This window comes from Noviherbaspirillum humi, assembly GCF_900188095.1.
Classification (GTDB): Bacteria; Pseudomonadota; Gammaproteobacteria; order Burkholderiales; family Burkholderiaceae_D; genus Noviherbaspirillum; species Noviherbaspirillum humi.
Genome location: NZ_FZOT01000004.1, coordinates 140,022 through 155,788 on the forward strand (window position 1 = coordinate 140,022; position 15,767 = coordinate 155,788).

16 protein-coding genes are annotated in these 15,767 nt (G+C 60.6%); 11 read left to right on the forward strand and 5 right to left on the reverse strand.

Annotation, left to right across the window (positions count from 1 at the left end; genetic code table 11):
- Positions 1-131: 131 nt before the first annotated feature.
- A complete protein-coding gene (locus CHB88_RS09025) occupies positions 132-1,382 on the forward strand; it encodes a PAS domain S-box protein (RefSeq protein ID WP_176442387.1) in 1,251 nt (416 codons plus the stop codon).
- A gap of 34 nt (positions 1,383-1,416) precedes the next feature.
- Here CHB88_RS09025 and CHB88_RS09030 read toward each other — a convergent pair whose 3' ends face one another.
- Genes CHB88_RS09030 through fliS form a run of 5 tightly spaced genes read right to left on the reverse strand, consistent with a single transcriptional unit; the run spans position 1,417 to position 4,359 of the window.
- Entirely contained in the window at positions 1,417-2,181 is a 765-nt protein-coding gene (locus CHB88_RS09030; protein ID WP_089398993.1) for a flagellar brake protein, read from the reverse strand.
- Complete coding sequence (locus CHB88_RS09035; protein WP_089398994.1) at positions 2,178-2,507, reverse strand: EscU/YscU/HrcU family type III secretion system export apparatus switch protein; 330 nt, start codon at positions 2,505-2,507, stop codon at positions 2,178-2,180. Before CHB88_RS09035 ends, CHB88_RS09030 begins: the two co-directional genes overlap by 4 nt.
- Entirely contained in the window at positions 2,494-3,549 is a 1,056-nt protein-coding gene (fliK, locus tag CHB88_RS09040) for a flagellar hook-length control protein FliK (RefSeq protein WP_089398995.1), read from the reverse strand. The genes CHB88_RS09035 and fliK overlap by 14 nt, the downstream gene beginning before the upstream one ends.
- A gap of 6 nt (positions 3,550-3,555) precedes the next feature.
- Positions 3,556-3,885: a flagellar protein FliT gene (locus tag CHB88_RS09045; protein ID WP_089398996.1), complete on the reverse strand. Its 330-nt coding sequence runs from the start codon at positions 3,883-3,885 to the stop codon at positions 3,556-3,558.
- A gap of 15 nt (positions 3,886-3,900) precedes the next feature.
- Positions 3,901-4,359, reverse strand: coding sequence for a flagellar export chaperone FliS (fliS, locus tag CHB88_RS09050; RefSeq protein ID WP_089398997.1), 459 nt, complete (start codon positions 4,357-4,359; stop codon positions 3,901-3,903).
- A 520-nt stretch (positions 4,360-4,879) separates the two neighbouring features.
- Here fliS and CHB88_RS09055 point away from each other — a divergent pair.
- The 10 genes from CHB88_RS09055 to fliD all read left to right on the forward strand — a co-directional run bounded on the left by CHB88_RS09055 (position 4,880) and on the right by fliD (position 15,765).
- Positions 4,880-7,219 (forward strand): tetratricopeptide repeat protein, encoded by a 2,340-nt coding sequence (locus tag CHB88_RS09055; RefSeq protein ID WP_089398998.1) that lies wholly within the window; start codon positions 4,880-4,882, stop codon positions 7,217-7,219.
- 76 nt (positions 7,220-7,295) lie between these two features.
- The gene (locus CHB88_RS09060) at positions 7,296-8,450 is read left to right on the forward strand and encodes a DegT/DnrJ/EryC1/StrS family aminotransferase (protein ID WP_089398999.1); all 1,155 of its coding nucleotides are present in this window, start codon (positions 7,296-7,298) and stop codon (positions 8,448-8,450) included.
- 48 nt (positions 8,451-8,498) lie between these two features.
- A complete protein-coding gene (locus CHB88_RS09065) occupies positions 8,499-9,185 on the forward strand; it encodes a WbqC family protein (RefSeq protein WP_281255010.1) in 687 nt (228 codons plus the stop codon).
- Positions 9,182-10,153, forward strand: a complete 972-nt coding sequence (locus CHB88_RS09070) for a hypothetical protein (protein ID WP_089399001.1) — start codon at positions 9,182-9,184, stop codon at positions 10,151-10,153. Before CHB88_RS09065 ends, CHB88_RS09070 begins: the two co-directional genes overlap by 4 nt.
- Positions 10,150-10,707 carry a GNAT family N-acetyltransferase gene (locus CHB88_RS09075; RefSeq protein ID WP_089399002.1) on the forward strand — a complete coding sequence of 186 codons (558 nt, stop codon included), beginning with the start codon at positions 10,150-10,152 and terminating at the stop codon, positions 10,705-10,707. The genes CHB88_RS09070 and CHB88_RS09075 overlap by 4 nt, the downstream gene beginning before the upstream one ends.
- A gap of 1 nt (position 10,708) precedes the next feature.
- Positions 10,709-11,518: a phytanoyl-CoA dioxygenase family protein gene (locus CHB88_RS09080; RefSeq protein ID WP_176442388.1), complete on the forward strand. Its 810-nt coding sequence runs from the start codon at positions 10,709-10,711 to the stop codon at positions 11,516-11,518.
- A 3-nt stretch (positions 11,519-11,521) separates the two neighbouring features.
- Positions 11,522-12,247 (forward strand): class I SAM-dependent methyltransferase, encoded by a 726-nt coding sequence (locus CHB88_RS09085; protein ID WP_089399004.1) that lies wholly within the window; start codon positions 11,522-11,524, stop codon positions 12,245-12,247.
- Between the two features lie 838 nt (positions 12,248-13,085).
- Positions 13,086-13,934 carry a flagellin N-terminal helical domain-containing protein gene (locus CHB88_RS09090; protein ID WP_089399005.1) on the forward strand — a complete coding sequence of 283 codons (849 nt, stop codon included), beginning with the start codon at positions 13,086-13,088 and terminating at the stop codon, positions 13,932-13,934.
- Positions 13,935-14,004: 70 nt separating this feature from the next.
- Positions 14,005-14,379, forward strand: coding sequence for a flagellar protein FlaG (locus CHB88_RS09095; RefSeq protein WP_089399006.1), 375 nt, complete (start codon positions 14,005-14,007; stop codon positions 14,377-14,379).
- A 51-nt stretch (positions 14,380-14,430) separates the two neighbouring features.
- Entirely contained in the window at positions 14,431-15,765 is a 1,335-nt protein-coding gene (gene fliD / locus CHB88_RS09100) for a flagellar filament capping protein FliD (RefSeq protein WP_089399007.1), read from the forward strand.
- Positions 15,766-15,767: the final 2 nt, after the last annotated feature.

Consider the following 15,767-nt stretch of genomic DNA (forward strand, 5'->3'; position numbering starts at 1 on the left):
GCGCAACACCCCGGCGCTCGCAGTGCCGACCGTGACGGTGCGCGGCTTCCCGCGCATGCGCGCCCGATCGAGGCGCCCCGAAGCCAGGCGCATGCGATCCGACCCCTCCTGGAAGCATGGAAGGCAAACCCGTGAAGAATGATGAGACCCGCCGGCTGCAAGCCTTGTGTGCGCTGGGAATCCTCGATACGCCGGCCGAGGAGCGCTTCGACCGCATCACCCGGCTGGCGGCGTCGCTCTTCAACGTGCCGATCGCCCTGATCTCGCTGATCGACCGCGACCGCCAGTGGTTCAAGTCGCGTTTTGGAATGCCGCTGGCACAGACCGGGCGGCACTTGTCCTTTTGCACCCATGTGGTGGAGCGGCGCAATCTGCTGGTGATCCCCGATACCCATGCCGATGTGCGCTTCGCCGCCAGTCCCCTGGTCGTGGGGGCGCCTTACATCCGCTTCTACGCCGGCCAGCCGGTACGGAGCCCGGAAGGCGAAGTCATCGGAACCCTGTGCCTGATCGACACCCGCCCACGCGACCCCGGCGCCATGGATTTCAGCCTGCTGGCCGACCTGGCCTGCATGGCAGAGGAGGAAATCGGCAAGCCGGTCGCCATGGTGCGCAGTTCATTTCGTTCCGGCGCCGACGATACGGCGTCGCGGCGGCTGAGCCTGCACATCGAGCAGACGCCGCTGGCCGCCATTGAATGGGATGGCGAGGTCCGGGTGTCGCTCTGGTCGGCGCGGGCGCGCGAGCTGTTCGGCTGGAGCGCGGTCGACGTGATCGGCCGTCACCCGGGCCAGTGGCGCTTCGTGCACGAGAGCGATGCCGGCAAGGTGGAGGCGGCGGTCGGACGCCTGTTGAATCGCAGCCAGAGCAGCAACGTCTGCCACAACCGCAATTACCGCAAGGACGGCTCGGTGATCGAATGCGCCTGGCACAACTCCGCCATCTTCGATGCCTCCGGCAAAATGGTGTCCCTGCTCAGCCTGGTGCAGGAATTGTCCGGAAGCCCGCAAGCGCCGCGCAATGCCGGAAGCAGTCCCGCGCCGCTGACGGCCGCCATGGAGCAGGCCGACATCGGCCTCGGCCATCTCGGACTCGATGGACGCTGGCGCTGGGCCAGTCGCAGGCTGTGCGACATCCTCGGCTATGGCGCCGAGGAACTGGCTGAATGCGGGCTTGCCGACATCGACCATCCGCAGGCGCCGCATCGCGACGATCCGGTGCGCCGCCTGTTGACCGGGCCGGAGGACAACCTGACGCTGGAAAGGCGTTGCCGCCGCGGGAACGGGGATGACATTCGGGTTAGGCAGACGCTCAGCCTGCAGCGTGGGAACGACGGTGCGCCGGCTTACATCGTCTGCACGATGGAAAGCCTGTGCGCTTGAGCGCAGCCGCGGAAGGCGCCGAAACGGCGCAGGTTCAGCCCAGACCGGTCGTCTTGGCGTTCTGCTCGCGCTCGAGCCTGGTGATGTAGCGCTGCACCGCCGCCAGCATGGGGCGGGGAATGTCGACGAAGAGGCAGCCCAGGCGATTGGCGAATTTGCCATTCGGCAGGCGCACATGCATGCAGTTGCGGATCTCGAGCGTGGCCACGATCAGGGTGCCGCCGGGGAAGTCGATGCGGCAGTCGCGATACTCGGTGCCGATGGCCGGATTCAGCACGCCTTTTTCATCGAGGATGGCGATGCCGCCGCCGCTGACGTTCTTCAGCGGAACCACCACGGTGGTGTTGCGGTTCTCGCCGACCATCGGAATCTGCATGGTGCAGCGGGCGGGGTTGATCAGCGGCGTGGGAATGCGGTAGTGCTGCCGGCGCTGCAGGCGGATCACGGACGTCGGAGTCGGGATGCGCAAGGCGGGGCGGTCGTTGTGGAGGCACTCTTCGGCCGAGCCGGAGAAGAACAGGATGCGGATCTTGTCCACCAGCGTCTCGAACAGGATGTCGTCGCATTCCAGGATGCGCCGATGCACGGCGTCGTCCTGCGCGCGATCGAGCACGACGACATCCTCTTCGGGATCCACGTCGAGCACCGAGGTGACGACGCCCTGCTGGCCGCCGTCCACCTCGATGGAGACGAACTGGTTGGAATCCCGCATTCCTCTCAGCAGAGCCAGTATCTCGCGACGCGAAGTGATTTGATAGGAGCTGAGGTCGTCGTTGCCGAGCTTTTTCTCGAGAGTCATGGCTTGTGATCGGATGCAGGGAGGCCGGCATCGCCTCGCTGCCCCGCATCGGGGCCGGGCAAGCGTTGCGCGGCGTCGATATGGTAAAGCCATGCGAGCAATTCCGCCACTACCCGATACAAGGCAGGCGGGATATTTTTGTCCAGATCGACCTGCATCAGCAGCGCCACGAGTTCGCGGGATTGGTGCACGAAGACGCCATGCTCGCGGGCGCGCGCGATGATCTGTTCGGCCACGAGTCCGTTTCCCTTGGCCACCACCCTGGGCGCGGCATCGCCGGCGCCATAGGCGAGGGCGACGGCGTTCTGGCGCTTAGCGGTCTCCATCGCGCGCCACCGTCAGCTGGTCAAGGAAGGTGCCGCTCGCCTCCAGTGAGGCGGCAAGGCGTGACCCATTCGCCTGCAGGGCGGTCGCGGCCGCTTCGCCGTGGGCCTTCAGACTCACCCGGGCGTGGCTGCCCTGTACATGAATTGAAGCGGACACCACGCCCAGGGAGGGCAGCTCGAAGCGGACACTGCTGCTCCAGGCCGCTTCCCCGCTCCCTGCCGAACCGTGTCCGCCGGATTCTTCGCGCACGGTCCATTGCAATTCCTGCCCTGGCCACAGCTGACCCTGCCATTGCAATTCCCGCTGTTCGAGTGCATGCAGTTGAATGCCTACCATGCTTGCCGCTTCCGGCGTGATATGCATGGAAGGCTCCTGCCGGACGACAAGCCGGGCGTCGACTTCGGCGGGCGTCGCGCTGGCAGCGCCTGCCGAATCCGGTGCGGCTTCGGGGACGTCCGGGACGGGGGCGTCCTGGGTAAAGCGTGCCTGGGGTTCTTGCTTGATGGCTTCCAGCGGGCGGCGTCCCTGGACCCACTCGGCCACATGAGATTCGTAGAAGGCGCCGCTGCTCTCCACCGCATGGTGCAGCGCTTCGGCGACTTTGCCGACGTTCGCCGGAAGCGCGTCCTCCAGCAGCGGCTGCGCGGCGCTGACATGCGGAATGTCCGGCCCTCCCTGAAGGGATTGAAGGAGGTTGCTGATCATTCGCCCGGCATCGCTCACGTTCGCCGCCGTACTGCTGCCGGAGCGGGCCAGAAGGAAGGTGGGAATGGGCTCCTTGCCGGCGAAGGTCATGACGATCGAATCGCCTGCAGAAGTGCCGGCGGGCAGCGCCATGCGGGCTTGCGCATCGGCGACGCGAACCAGGAAAGTGCCGTCCTGAAGCTTTGCCAGCACGCTGGCCTGGTAGGCTTGACCGACCGACAGCTGCATCAGCCGCTGCAGGGTATCCCGCTGCGGGCCGGTTGCCGGACTGGACGCGGCAATGGCGGCCGCCGGGCCGGCGGCCTTGGCGCCGCCCAGGTCAGCCCGCTGAATCATGGCGCATCAACCTGTCTGGCTATAGGCACTGGCAAGCTTGCGTTCGGTGCCGGTGCTGTTCATGAGTTCCGACAGCCGGTTCATCCAGGTCTCGGTCAGCGAGCGGATCTCGCGGTCATCCGCCAGGATTTTCTGGAGAATGCGCACTTTTTGTTCGCGTGCCTCGGGCGGCAGCGGACCGGGCGGCTGTGCTTTGCGCAGCATTTCCACCTGCCGGGCGCAATCCGACTCGAGTGCCGTCAATTCGTCCCATTCGCCGGACCGGGCAGCGGCAAGCATCTGATCGGTGAGCGCTGCGACATGCTCGTAGAGACCGATGATTTCGTCACATTCCATGGGTTTTCGCCATCCTTAAGCTGCAATGCTGCGAGCAGGCATGCTGCCGTTGATGCCCGCGGGCGCGCTACCGGTTTCCTGCGCTTTCTTCCCGATCAATTCCCATGCATGCCTGAGGTCCTGGAGAAGCTGTCTTACTTCCTCGAGTTCAGAAGCATTGTTGTGCAGGTTCGCGGTCAACAGGCGATGGCTCATATAGGCGTACAGATTTTCCAGATTCGTCGCCAGCTCCCCGCCCTTTGACTTGTCTAGGCTCGTTCTCAGTCCGCTGTCGATGATCGCGATCGCTTTGGAGATGAGCATGCCTTTCTTGGCAATATCCCCGGCCTGTATGGCGCCGATGGAAGAATTGATAGCCGCAATCGCACCATCGTAAAGCATCAATATCAATACGTGCGGGCTGGCGCTTGTCACCCCAGTCTCGACGCCGACCTTGGCGTAGGCGCTTGCTCCCTTCGTAATGTTTCCAAACATAGAATCTCCAAGATTTTTGCCACGGCACCGCGAACATGGTCCCGTGTAACGGAAGCCGTCGGGGCGCACACCGTCTCGTAACCGGCGCGGCAGGCCGCTTCGGCGCAGACTCGATTTGGTGGTTGCTTGCGCTATTGCCAAATTGTTTCAACCACCGCACTTTACCTTGTTATCGACAGGAGCAAAGCTAACTTTAGAGGCGGATTTGCCGTGTTGTTCTCCGTCCGATCGGACGATTTTGCGGCCTGTCCGTTCAAACATGCATGCCCCGGATATGGGATATGCGCTTGCGGTTCCGCCGTTGTAGGCTGCGAACGTATGTGCCTGCGATGCCAATCCGACAATCCCGAAGCTAAAGAAGCCGGGGCATCGGCCGTTAACTGTTTACTCGATGATGCTGGACGTTCCTCTTGTACTCAATCAGCCGGACAGAATGCGTTTTCGCGTTCATTTCGGCACTTGGGTTTCATGTCGCCGCCAGCATAATCTACGTAACATCTGATTACTCTTTGCTCAATTTATGGCCCTCTCTGCAGACGTGCATGCGCAAGCTCCGGCGGAATCAAACGCGGCGGGGGAACTCGCCCAGCTGACCGATCAGGTTTTGCGGACGGCGGCGACGCACTACAACCAGGGACGGTACGCGGAGGCGGAGGCCTTGTACCGCGAAGTGCTATCGATCATGCCGCAACATGCGGAGGCCAGTCACAACATGGCCGTGCTGCTGGTCCAGACGCGGCGTATCGAATCGTCCTGGCCCTTCTTCGAAGCAGCCATCACCGCCCGTCCCGCCCAGAAGAGCTACTGGCTGAACTACATCGATGCGCTCATCATCGACGAACGCAAGACCGACGCCTGGGAGGCGCTGGAGCTGGCGCAAAAGATGGCAAGACTGAACGCCGAGGAGGTGTCGGATTCGATCGCACGACTGGTGGATTCGGGCTATGCCGCGAAAGCCAATCAGATCCTCGAGCCGGCACAAGCGCAACCGCTGGCCGAGGCGCTGCAAGGCGGCGCGTTGAGGGGCGGAGCGGGGAAAGTGTTGCCTGCAGCGCGCAGGAAGCTGGCGGTGAAGCCCGCCGGCGACAAGGTGGATCGCCTTCTCGATTTATATAACCGCAACAAGCTGGACCAGGCGACCAAGGGCGCCAGGGAATTGACGGAGAGTTACCCGCATTTCGGCCTCGGCTGGAAACTGCTCGGCCTGCTTCTTTACAAGCAGGGCAAAGTGAGCGAGGCCATCCCGCCGCTGCAGGAAGCCGTGGAGCTGCTGCCTGAAGATTTCTATGTGCATGACGCGCTGGCAATGATCTTCAAGGAGCAAGGCCGCTTGAAGGAAGCGGAAACCTACTTCGCGGGAGCGATGGCGGCCCGGCCGGATTGCAGCACGACCCGCCTCAGCCTGGCGTCGATCATCTTTGCGCAGACGCGGCACAAGGAAGTCGAAGCCATGATGCGGGAACTGACCAGGGACGACCCATCATATTTCCCCGCATACCAGTTGCTCGGCCAGGCGCTGAGGGAGCTGGGGCGGCAGGAGGAGGCGGTAGCCTGCCTGCAGAAGGCGGTGGATCTGAAACCCGAATATCTGTATGCCCACAGCACCTTGCTGTTCGGCGTACTGCACAACCAGGCGCTGTCGAAAGAAGACATCTTCAGACGCCATCTGCACTTCGGCAAGGTTTGTGAAACGCTTTCGGCGCCGGCATTCGACAGCCACGCCAATTCCCGGCAAGCGGATCGCCGGCTCAACATCGGCTTCGTTTCGGGCGACTTCTACAACCATGCGGTGGCGACTTTCCTCGAGCCGATTCTGCGCCACCTCGCGCAGGACGAAAGCCTATGCCTGCACGCTTACCATAACACCTACAAATTCGACCACTATACGGAGCGGCTCAAAACCCATTTCGCGCATTGGGAATCGGTATTCGAACTGCCCGACCAGGTCGTCGCGGAGAAAATCCGCTCGGACGGCATCGACATCCTGGTCGACCTCTCAGGCCACACCGGTTCCAACCGGCTCGCCACGCTGGCCAAGAAGCCTGCGCCGATCCAGGCCAGCTGGATCGGCTATCCGGGTACCACCGGGCTGAAAGCCGTCGACTACTACCTGGCCGATCCTTACCTCATGCCGCCCGGGAAGTTCGACAGTCAATTCACCGAGAAAATCGCCTACCTGCGGGCTCAGTCGCCCTTCAGCCCGCCGCGCTATTCGCCGCCCGTCAACGCTCTGCCGGCGCTGCGCAACGGGTTCATCACCTTCGGCAGCTTCAACCGGATAAACAAGCTGAGCCAGGACGTCATTCGCCTATGGTCCAGGCTGTTGCTGGCCGCGCCCAACGCCCGCATGTTCCTTGGAGGGATGCCTCCCGAAGGCGAATACGACTGCCTGATCGAATGGTTCGAGCAGGAAGGCATCGGCCGCGACCGGCTTGAGTTTCACCCCCGCGCAGGCACGCCGGTCTACCTGCAGATGCACCACCATGTTGACGTGTGCCTGGATGCCTTTCCCTATGCCGGCGGCACCACGACCTTGAATGCGTTGTGGATGGGCGTGCCCACCTTGACCATCACGGGCGCGACATTGCCGACGCAGATTGCGGCCTGGAGCCTGAATCAGCTGGGGCTCGGCGAATTCGTGTCGGAGGGTGAAGAGGAGTTCATCCGGAAGGCGCTGTTCTGGACGGAGAATCTGGAACAGCTTGCATCCCTTCGAAGCGGAATGCGCGATCGATTCGAACAATCGCCGCTCATGCGGCCGGACGATATCGCGAAAGACTTGAGCAGGCTGTTCAGAGTCATGTGGCAGCGCTGGTGTGCAGGCGAGCCGCCGGCTGTCATCGGGACCGACGGCATCTGACATGGCACCACAAAGGGTGACGGACGAATTACAGGAAGCACCCGCCAAATTGCATAAGAACTGGGAGGTTCAAGACATGGCGCAAAAACCGATTTTCGTGACGCAGCCCTACATGCCTCCGCTTGCCGAGTTCCTTCCCTACCTCGAGGAAATCTGGCAGAACCGGGTGCTGACCAACGGCGGACCGTTTCATCAGCAGCTTGAGCAAGCATTGGCAGACTATCTGGGCGTCAAGCACATCGCGCTGTTTGCCAACGGTACGCTTGCCCTGGTGACCGCCTTGCAAGCGCTGAGAATCAACGGAGAAGTGATCACCACGCCATACTCGTTCGTCGCCACCGCGCATTCCCTGCTCTGGAACGGAATCAAACCGGTGTTTGTCGATATCGATCCAGTTTCTCTCAATCTCGATCCGGCGAAGATCGAAGCGGCGATCACGCCCCAGACGACGGCTATCATGCCGGTGCACTGCTACGGCAGGCCTTGCGACGTCGACGCCATTCAAAAGATTGCGGATAACTATAATCTGCGCGTCATCTACGATGCGGCTCATGCGTTCGGCGTCAAGGACGAGCAGGGAAGCATACTCAGCCACGGCGATCTATCCGTGCTCAGCTTCCACGCCACCAAGGTGTTCAACACGTTTGAAGGCGGCGCCATCGTTTGCCCCGACGCCAAGACCAAGCAGCGGATCGACCATCTGAAGAACTTCGGCTTTGTCGATGAAACTACCGTGGTCGCCGCCGGCATCAACGGCAAGATGAGCGAGGTGAATGCTGCCTTCGGGCTGCTGCAGCTCAAGCATATCGATGCGGCCTTGGGCAGGCGGAAGGAAATCGATACAGTGTATCGGCGGGAACTGACCAGCGTGCGCGGCATCACTTGCCTTGAGAGCGTTGCCGGCGTGCAGCCGAACCACGCCTATTTTCCGGTGCTGGTCAGCGCCAACTACCCGCTGACGCGGGATCAGCTGTATGCGCGCTTCCGCGAGCGTAACGTGATGGTCAGGCGCTATTTCTATCCCTTGATCTCCGACTTTCCGATGTATCGAGGGCTGCCCTCGGCACAGCGATCAAACCTGGCCGTGGCCGCGGGCGCAGCCGACCGGGTGCTGTGCCTTCCAATCTATCCGGATATGTCGGATGCCGATCAGCAGCGGGTGATCGACATCATCCGCGAACCGTTTTCGGAGGAGCCGGCCCCGGCGCAGGCTGCCGACGCCGTCTTATGATCCGGCCCGTTTTCGCATGAGAGAAACGCAGGAATGAAGCTGGCGATCATGCAGCCCTATCTGTTCCCCTACATCGGTTATTTCCAGATGGTGGCGGCGGCGGACAAGTTCGTCTTTTACGACGACGTCAACTTCATCAAGAATGGCTGGATAAATCGCAACCGCTGCCTGCATCAAGGCAAGGCGCATTACTTCACCGTGCCGCTATCGAACGCCGGATCGTTCCGTGAAATTCATGAAGTCGAGATCCAGCCGGATACGGTATGGCGAAGGAAGATGCTGGCCCTCATCCGCCATGCCTATGCCAAAGCCCCTTGTTTCGATCCGGTTTTCCAATTGTTCGAGCAGACGATATGTGCCGATCAGGCCGGCATAGGCGAGATGGCCAAGCAGAGCGTTTCCTCGGTCATGCATTATCTCGGCTTTGACGCACAGATAGTCTGGTCGTCTTCCCGCTATGGCAACCGGAATCTGAAAGGGGAGGCGCGCGTGATCGACATCTGCAGGCATGAAGGCGCGACCGATTACGTCAATCTGCCCGGCGGCCGAAGCCTATACCAGCCGCAGGCCTTCGCCGACAACGGCATCCGTCTTGAATTCATTGCGCCGAACCTCAAGGCCTACGACCAGCGGGCAGCATCATTCGTCCCGGGCTTGTCCATCATTGATGTGCTCATGTTCAATCCTCCTGAAGAGGTGCGTCGCATGGTGACAAAAGGCGAGGGCGAAGAATGAGTGACGCCATCGGCGGCTATTTTTCGCTCGAAGTCCCGCGCTTCGATGGATTTCCTTATCCCGTGGCCCATCGATTTCAATCGGCCCGCGCGGCCTTTGCCGCGCTGCTCGATCAGGGCCGCCCGGCACGCGTCTGGATGCCCAGCTATTTATGCGACGCCATGCTGGAGCCGCTTGCGGCGGCCTCGGTGCCGACATCCTTCTATTCGCTGGATGCGGACTTTATGCCGGACGGCAGCTTGCAGCCGGGCGAGTCGGACTGGATTCTGTATGTGAACTACTTCGGTCTGCACGGCGAGTCGGCGAAGGCGGTGGCAACCCGCTATGGTTCCCAGCGCCTGATCGTCGACAATTCCCAGGCCTTCTTCTGTCCGCCTGAAGAAGTGTTGGCCACGTTGTATTCGCCGCGAAAATTCTTCGGCGTGCCGGATGGTGGATTGCTCGCCTGCGCAGCGTTCACGCCGGTCGCACCGAGTGAGGACGAACGGTCGCCGTCCCGCAGTCTGCATTTGCTCACCCGGCTCGATGGCGCAGTTGAAAAAGGCTATGCGCAGTTTCAGGAAGCCGAGCGGAGCTTCTCCGACGTGGCGCCGAAGCGCATGTCGCGCCTGACGAATGCGCTTCTGGACGGAATCGACTATGACGCCGCCCGGCGGCGTCGCAATGCCAATTTCCGCCAGCTTGACGATGCGCTCGCTCATGTCAATGAGTTCAGTTTCGCAGCATCCGAGCAGAACGGACCGCTTTGCTATCCGCTGCTGAGCCGTGACGAGGGGCTGCGCGACGCATTGATTGCCAACCGGATATTCATCCCGCGTTATTGGCCCGATGTCCTGCAGCGGGTAGGACCCGGCAGCCGCGAAGCAGCGTGGGTGAACGCAGTGCATCCGCTGCCATGCGACCATCGCTACGGCGAGTCCGACATGGCGCGCATTATCGAAGTTGTAAGGAAAAGGATTTCAGCTTGAATATCAAGGGCAAGCGCGTCGTATTGAGGGCGCCGATCATGGCGGACACGCCCCTCCTTCATCAATGGGCCAACGATCCGGAACTCTGGGCCAGTTTGGTGGGCTGGCATTTTCCCTATAGCGCCGGCTCGGCCGAGAACTGGGTGAGAAATTATGATGGCCGCTCCATTGACTCGATTTCACTTTGCATCGAAGACGAGGAACTCGGACTGATTGGAACGGCATCCCTCAAGCCGATAAACTGGAAGGACCGCAACGCTTTCTACGGCATCATGCTCGGCGACCCCAATACGCGCGGCAGGGGGCTGGGGAAGGACGCTGCCATGGCGATCATGCGGTATGCCTTCGATGAACTCGATCTGGTGCGGCTGGATACCGAGATTGTCGGCTCGAACAAGGTGTCGCTGGAATTCCATGTCCAGGCATTGGGCTGGAAGATCGAAGGCGTGAAGAAGGACTGGTTCTACCGCGACGGCAAGCGCCATGACAAGGTCATTGCCGGAATCACGGCGGATGATTACCGCCTTGGCAGCAGTTCCTATTGGAAGGCATGAAATGAAATTCCTGTCGGTTTCCGAATCCGATTTTCTGTACGAGATGGCGGTCAATGGCGCCTGCGTGGTGGAGCATGCCGTAGATCCCGGTTTATGTGAACGGATGAAGGAGGACGCGCATTGGTACTACCGGCAGATGCGCCCTGTGCAAATAGCTGCGGGCCTGGAAGAGATCAGCCAATGGAGCGCCCACCATACCTGCGGCCGCCATGACGGGATCCATGCCTTCCTCGACAGCGCGGTGATCGAGCCTTATATATCGGCTTATTTCGGAAACAAGCCTTTCATCCTCAACACGATCGGCACGGCCATCAATCCGCCCATCGCGGAAACGGGGCGTTACGAGCATGGCCATAAATGGCACCGGGACATTCGCACCTACAACGGCAATGACGCCAGACAGCTGCTGATCGCGCTGGTGCTGCTCGATCCTTTCACGATCGACAATGGCGCGACCGAAGTGCTCTTCGGAACCCATCATCATGCGGACTTCCCGCCGGCGAACTTCATCGAGCGCTTCAAGCGGACCATGACCGCTCCGCGCGGCTCGGTACTTTTCATGGATGGAGATGTGTGGCACCGGGCGGGTCAAAACCATTCCAATGCATTTCGCATTGGTCTGAGCTGCGTATTCACGCGGCCCTATCGCAAGCAGCAGATGGACTACCCCCGCTATCTGCCGGAAAGCTACGCGAGTTCGCTCTCCCCCGGGATGCGGCAACTGTTCGGCTTCAATGCCCGGATGCCTGCGAGCATCGATGAGTGGTACCAGTTGAGCGAAAACCGATTCTACAAATCCGATCAAGGCTAGAACATGCGCGACTTCAATCTCGAATTCAGCGACCGCTTCCAGAAGTATCAGCACGATTTCGATGCGGTGGTCAGGCACTATCTGCTCAAAGCCGTCTCTCCCTTTCTTGGCGACGGCATCAAGGCGCTCGAACTCGGTTGCTACAAGGGCGACATGACGGAACAGATTCTCGACTATGTCGGCGATCTGACCGTGGTCGAAGGGGCAAGCGTGCTCGCGGATGCGGTAAGGGAACGGTTCCAGGGAAGGGTCAAGGTGGTGAATTCGACCTTCGAGGCGCTGACCATGGAGCCGATCTACGATGTCGCGTTTCTGGTGCATACGCTGGAACATCTGGACGACCCGATTGCCATTCTGAAGCGCATCCAATCCTGGCTGAAGCCGGGCGGCAAGCTCATTGTCGCAGTGCCCAACGCCAATGCATTATCCAGGCAGATCGCGGTCAAGATGGGACTGATCGATTTCAACGCGGCGGTCACCCCGGCTGAGGCAAGCCATGGCCATCGCATCACCTACGCCAGCGATATGCTCGACCATCACCTTCGGCAAGCGGGGCTGCAAGCGGTTGATGAAGGCGGCATCCTGCTCAAACCGCTGGCAAATTTCCAGTTTGACCTGGCTCTGCGTGAAAAGATTATTGACGAAAAATATCTGGATGGCTGCTTCGAACTGGGCAGGAAATATCCGGATCTCTGCGCCAGCCTTTACCGTGTTTGTGCGAGCCGTTAAGGCGCTCGATTCAACACAATCCAATCCGGCGACGGATTGACTCAAATCCACGAAGGAGCAGGCGCTTCCGCTGCGCCTTCGTCGCTCATCCGGCAAGGCCGTGGCCGTATATCGCGTCCCTTCTTTTGCCAGTTCATCATCGGCTTGCAGCGCCTGCTGCGCAATCCTGTCCCGGAAGTTCCGCAAGCTTTGTCATTCCTGAAACACGGCATGGCGCAGTCTGTGGTGCGGTGGTGCCGCTGCGCCAATCTTCCTTCCATGCTCTCCGCAACCGTCGATATTGGTAATGAATGCAGTGGGTCTTGCTGCGACTTTCTGGCGCCGGGGAATGCAGCGCGCCGAACCTGCGGGACTTCGAGTCGTATGCGGGGCGATATCAGGCGAAACGACTGCTTATGTAGGTTGGCCGCCCACGCCCAAGGTGAATGAGGAGTGCGTAGGTTGCATCAGTCCGAAGTGTGGGTGCGATCTTTAGGCCAGAACAGGCATCGAGCGGAGCACAGGCGGTTCGGCGCTATGCGAAGCATTGATGAAATGGCACGTGTTCCGCGTTGGTCCGGTCGACGGGAAGCAGGCTTTCGCAATGGCCCTTTGCCGGCTTCGCTCCCTCGCAAGTGCCATTCGCTCCAGCAAGTCCGGACGCAGTCAATTGTGTTGATTAAAGAAATGGCAACCCCTTTCGCATCGCTTATTTCGAGGCTGCAAAATTTTCGAAAAATGTTCTCAAGTAATTCTGGAAGTGTCCGTTAAGAAATTTAAACTCGGTGAGCAAGCGAAACAAAGTCGATAGACAGGCCAGCCGAGACGTGATGAAACAAACCTTGCCAGGAGAGCTAACATGTCCGTCATCAACACCAACATCGCTTCGATCAACACCCAGCGCACCCTGAATTCTTCCCAGGCTGACCTGCAAACCTCGATCCAGCGCCTGTCCTCCGGACTGCGCGTCAACAGCGCCAAGGACGATGCAGCCGGCCTGTCGATCGCCACCAAAATGGATTCGTCGATCCGCGGCATGAATGTAGCCGTTCGCAACGCCAACGACGGCATCTCCATGGTGCAGACTGCGGAAGGCGCGCTCGGCACCATCTCCGACGCACTGCAGCGCATGCGTGAACTGGCCGTTCAGTCCGCCAACGGCAGCAACGGCGCCGCCGAGCAGAGCAACCTGGACCTCGAATTCCAGCAGCTGAAAAGCGAGATCGGCCGCGTGCGTGGCAACACCACCTTCAACGGCAATGACCTGCTTGGTTCCGCCGCAACTTCGGCAACCCTGCAAATCGGTGCCGGCACGTCGTCGGGCGATTCGCTGACCGTCAGCTTCTCCGATATCGCCAGCAGCACCACCGGCTCCGGCTTCGCCGCCGTGACGGCAAGCAGCGGCAGCGATATCACCAGCGCCGCCAATGCAAAAACCGCAATGAGCAACATCGACCAGGCGCTGAAAGAGATCAACACCATGCGTTCCACCTTCGGTGCAGCGCAGAACCGGTTGAACTACGCAATCAACAACCTGCAGACCTCGACCGAAAACACTTCCGCCGCCCGCAGCCGGATCATGGATGCCGACTACGCTTCGGAAACCGCAAAACTGTCGCGCAACCAGATTCTGCAGCAGGCCGGTACCGCGATGCTCGCTCAGGCGAACGCCTTGCCCCAGGGTGTGCTCTCCCTCCTGCGCGGCTAAGCCTGGTTGACAATTCGGTTCCATGAAAACGGGGGGATTTTTCCCCCCATTCGTGTTGTAGGGAGGAGATATGGCAGTCTCATCGATAAATGCCGGCGGAGGCGCTGATCTGGTTGCCGCGGCTTCGACCGCTTCGTCACGTCAGGTGCGCTTGGCGAGCGAGCCTCCGTCGACTGGAGGCGCGAAACAGGCGTCGCAGGCGGCATCTTCAGGAAGAGAAAGTGAAGCTGAGCTTGATGCCGCCCTCAAGGAGTTGAACGATCTGGGAAGGTCCATCGGCCAGGGCATCGAGTTTTCGGTCGATCAGGATAGCGGCAGAACCATCGTCAAAGTGGTCGATTCGTCCACGCAGGAAGTGCTCAGGCAAATTCCGAGCAAGGAAGTGCTGGAGATGAACCGTTCCATCAGCAAAATGCAGGGACTGCTCGTGAGAGACAAGGCATAATAGCGTCTGTGCTTTTGGGTGCAGGGTGCCCGATTTTTTGATGAGGTTGACATGGCCCTTACTTCAGCCGGAATCGGCTCCGGCCTAGACATCGAAACGATCATCAGTCAGCTGATGTCGGTGGAACAGCAGCCGCTCAATGCGCTCAAGACCAAGCAGAGCAGCTACAACACCAAGCTTTCGGCGTATGGCACCTTGAAGAGTACGGTGGCGTCGTTGCAGACGTCCCTGAAGGCCTTGACCACCACATCGTTCACGGCGCGCACGGCGACGTCGAGCGACGCAACCGCCGTCGGCGCAAAGGCATCGTCCACCGCAATTGCCGGCAGCTATTCGATGGTTGTCGACAAGCTGGCGCAGCAGCAGAAGCTCGGATCGACCGACGTCGATTACGGGACGACTTTTACTGGCGGCCTCAGCATCAACATCGGCAGCAAAAGCGTCAACGTTTCGCCACCGACGGCGCCCGCCACCTACACGCTGAGCGACATCGCCAGTGCAGTGAATTCGGCCGGCGGCGACGTGACCGCAACCGTCATCAACACCGGAACCAAGAACCGCCTCGTGCTGACGGCAAAGGCGACCGGTGAGGCTTCGGCGATGACGGTCTCCTTCACCGGGGATACCTCGGTGCTCGGCACCAGTGGCAACGCCTCGGGAATGCAGGTTCTGCAGGCGGCACAGGACGCGAAATTGACCATCGACGGCGTTGCGATCAGCCGCGCTTCCAATGAAATCGCCGACGCGATTCCGGGCGTGACGCTGAACCTGCTGAAGGAGAGTCCGGGAACACCCGTCAAGGTCTCGGTCAGCCAGGACACGTCCGGCGCGCGCACAGCCATATCGAACTTCGTGGATGCCTTCAACAAGATGCGCACTACCGTGAAGGATATGACTGCATTCGACGTGACGACCAAGAAGGGCGGTGTGCTGAGCGGCGATTCCGGCCCGCGGTCGATCGCCGATAACTTTCGCGCCGAGATGGGCAAGGCCAGTACTACCACGGGTACCATCCAGACGCTGTCCGACATCGGCATCCGCTTTCAGCGCGATGGCAGCCTGATGATCGAGGACAGCAGCAAGCTGCAGGCAGCGCTGGACAGCAATTTCGACAATCTGACGAAATTCTTCAGCGGCACCGACGGCGTGGCGACCCGCATGCTGACAGTGGCAAACACCATCCTGGGAACGGATGGCGTAATCTCTTCCAGAACGACCGGACTCCAAACCGCCATACGGCGCAACACGACCCAGCAGGATGCATTGCAAGCCCGCCTGGGTCTGACTGAAAAACGGCTTCGAGCACAGTATGGAGCGCTGGACACGGCCCTGACCAGCATGAAGTCGACCAGCAGCTGGCTTACCGCGCAGCTCGGCAGCGCCTGAAT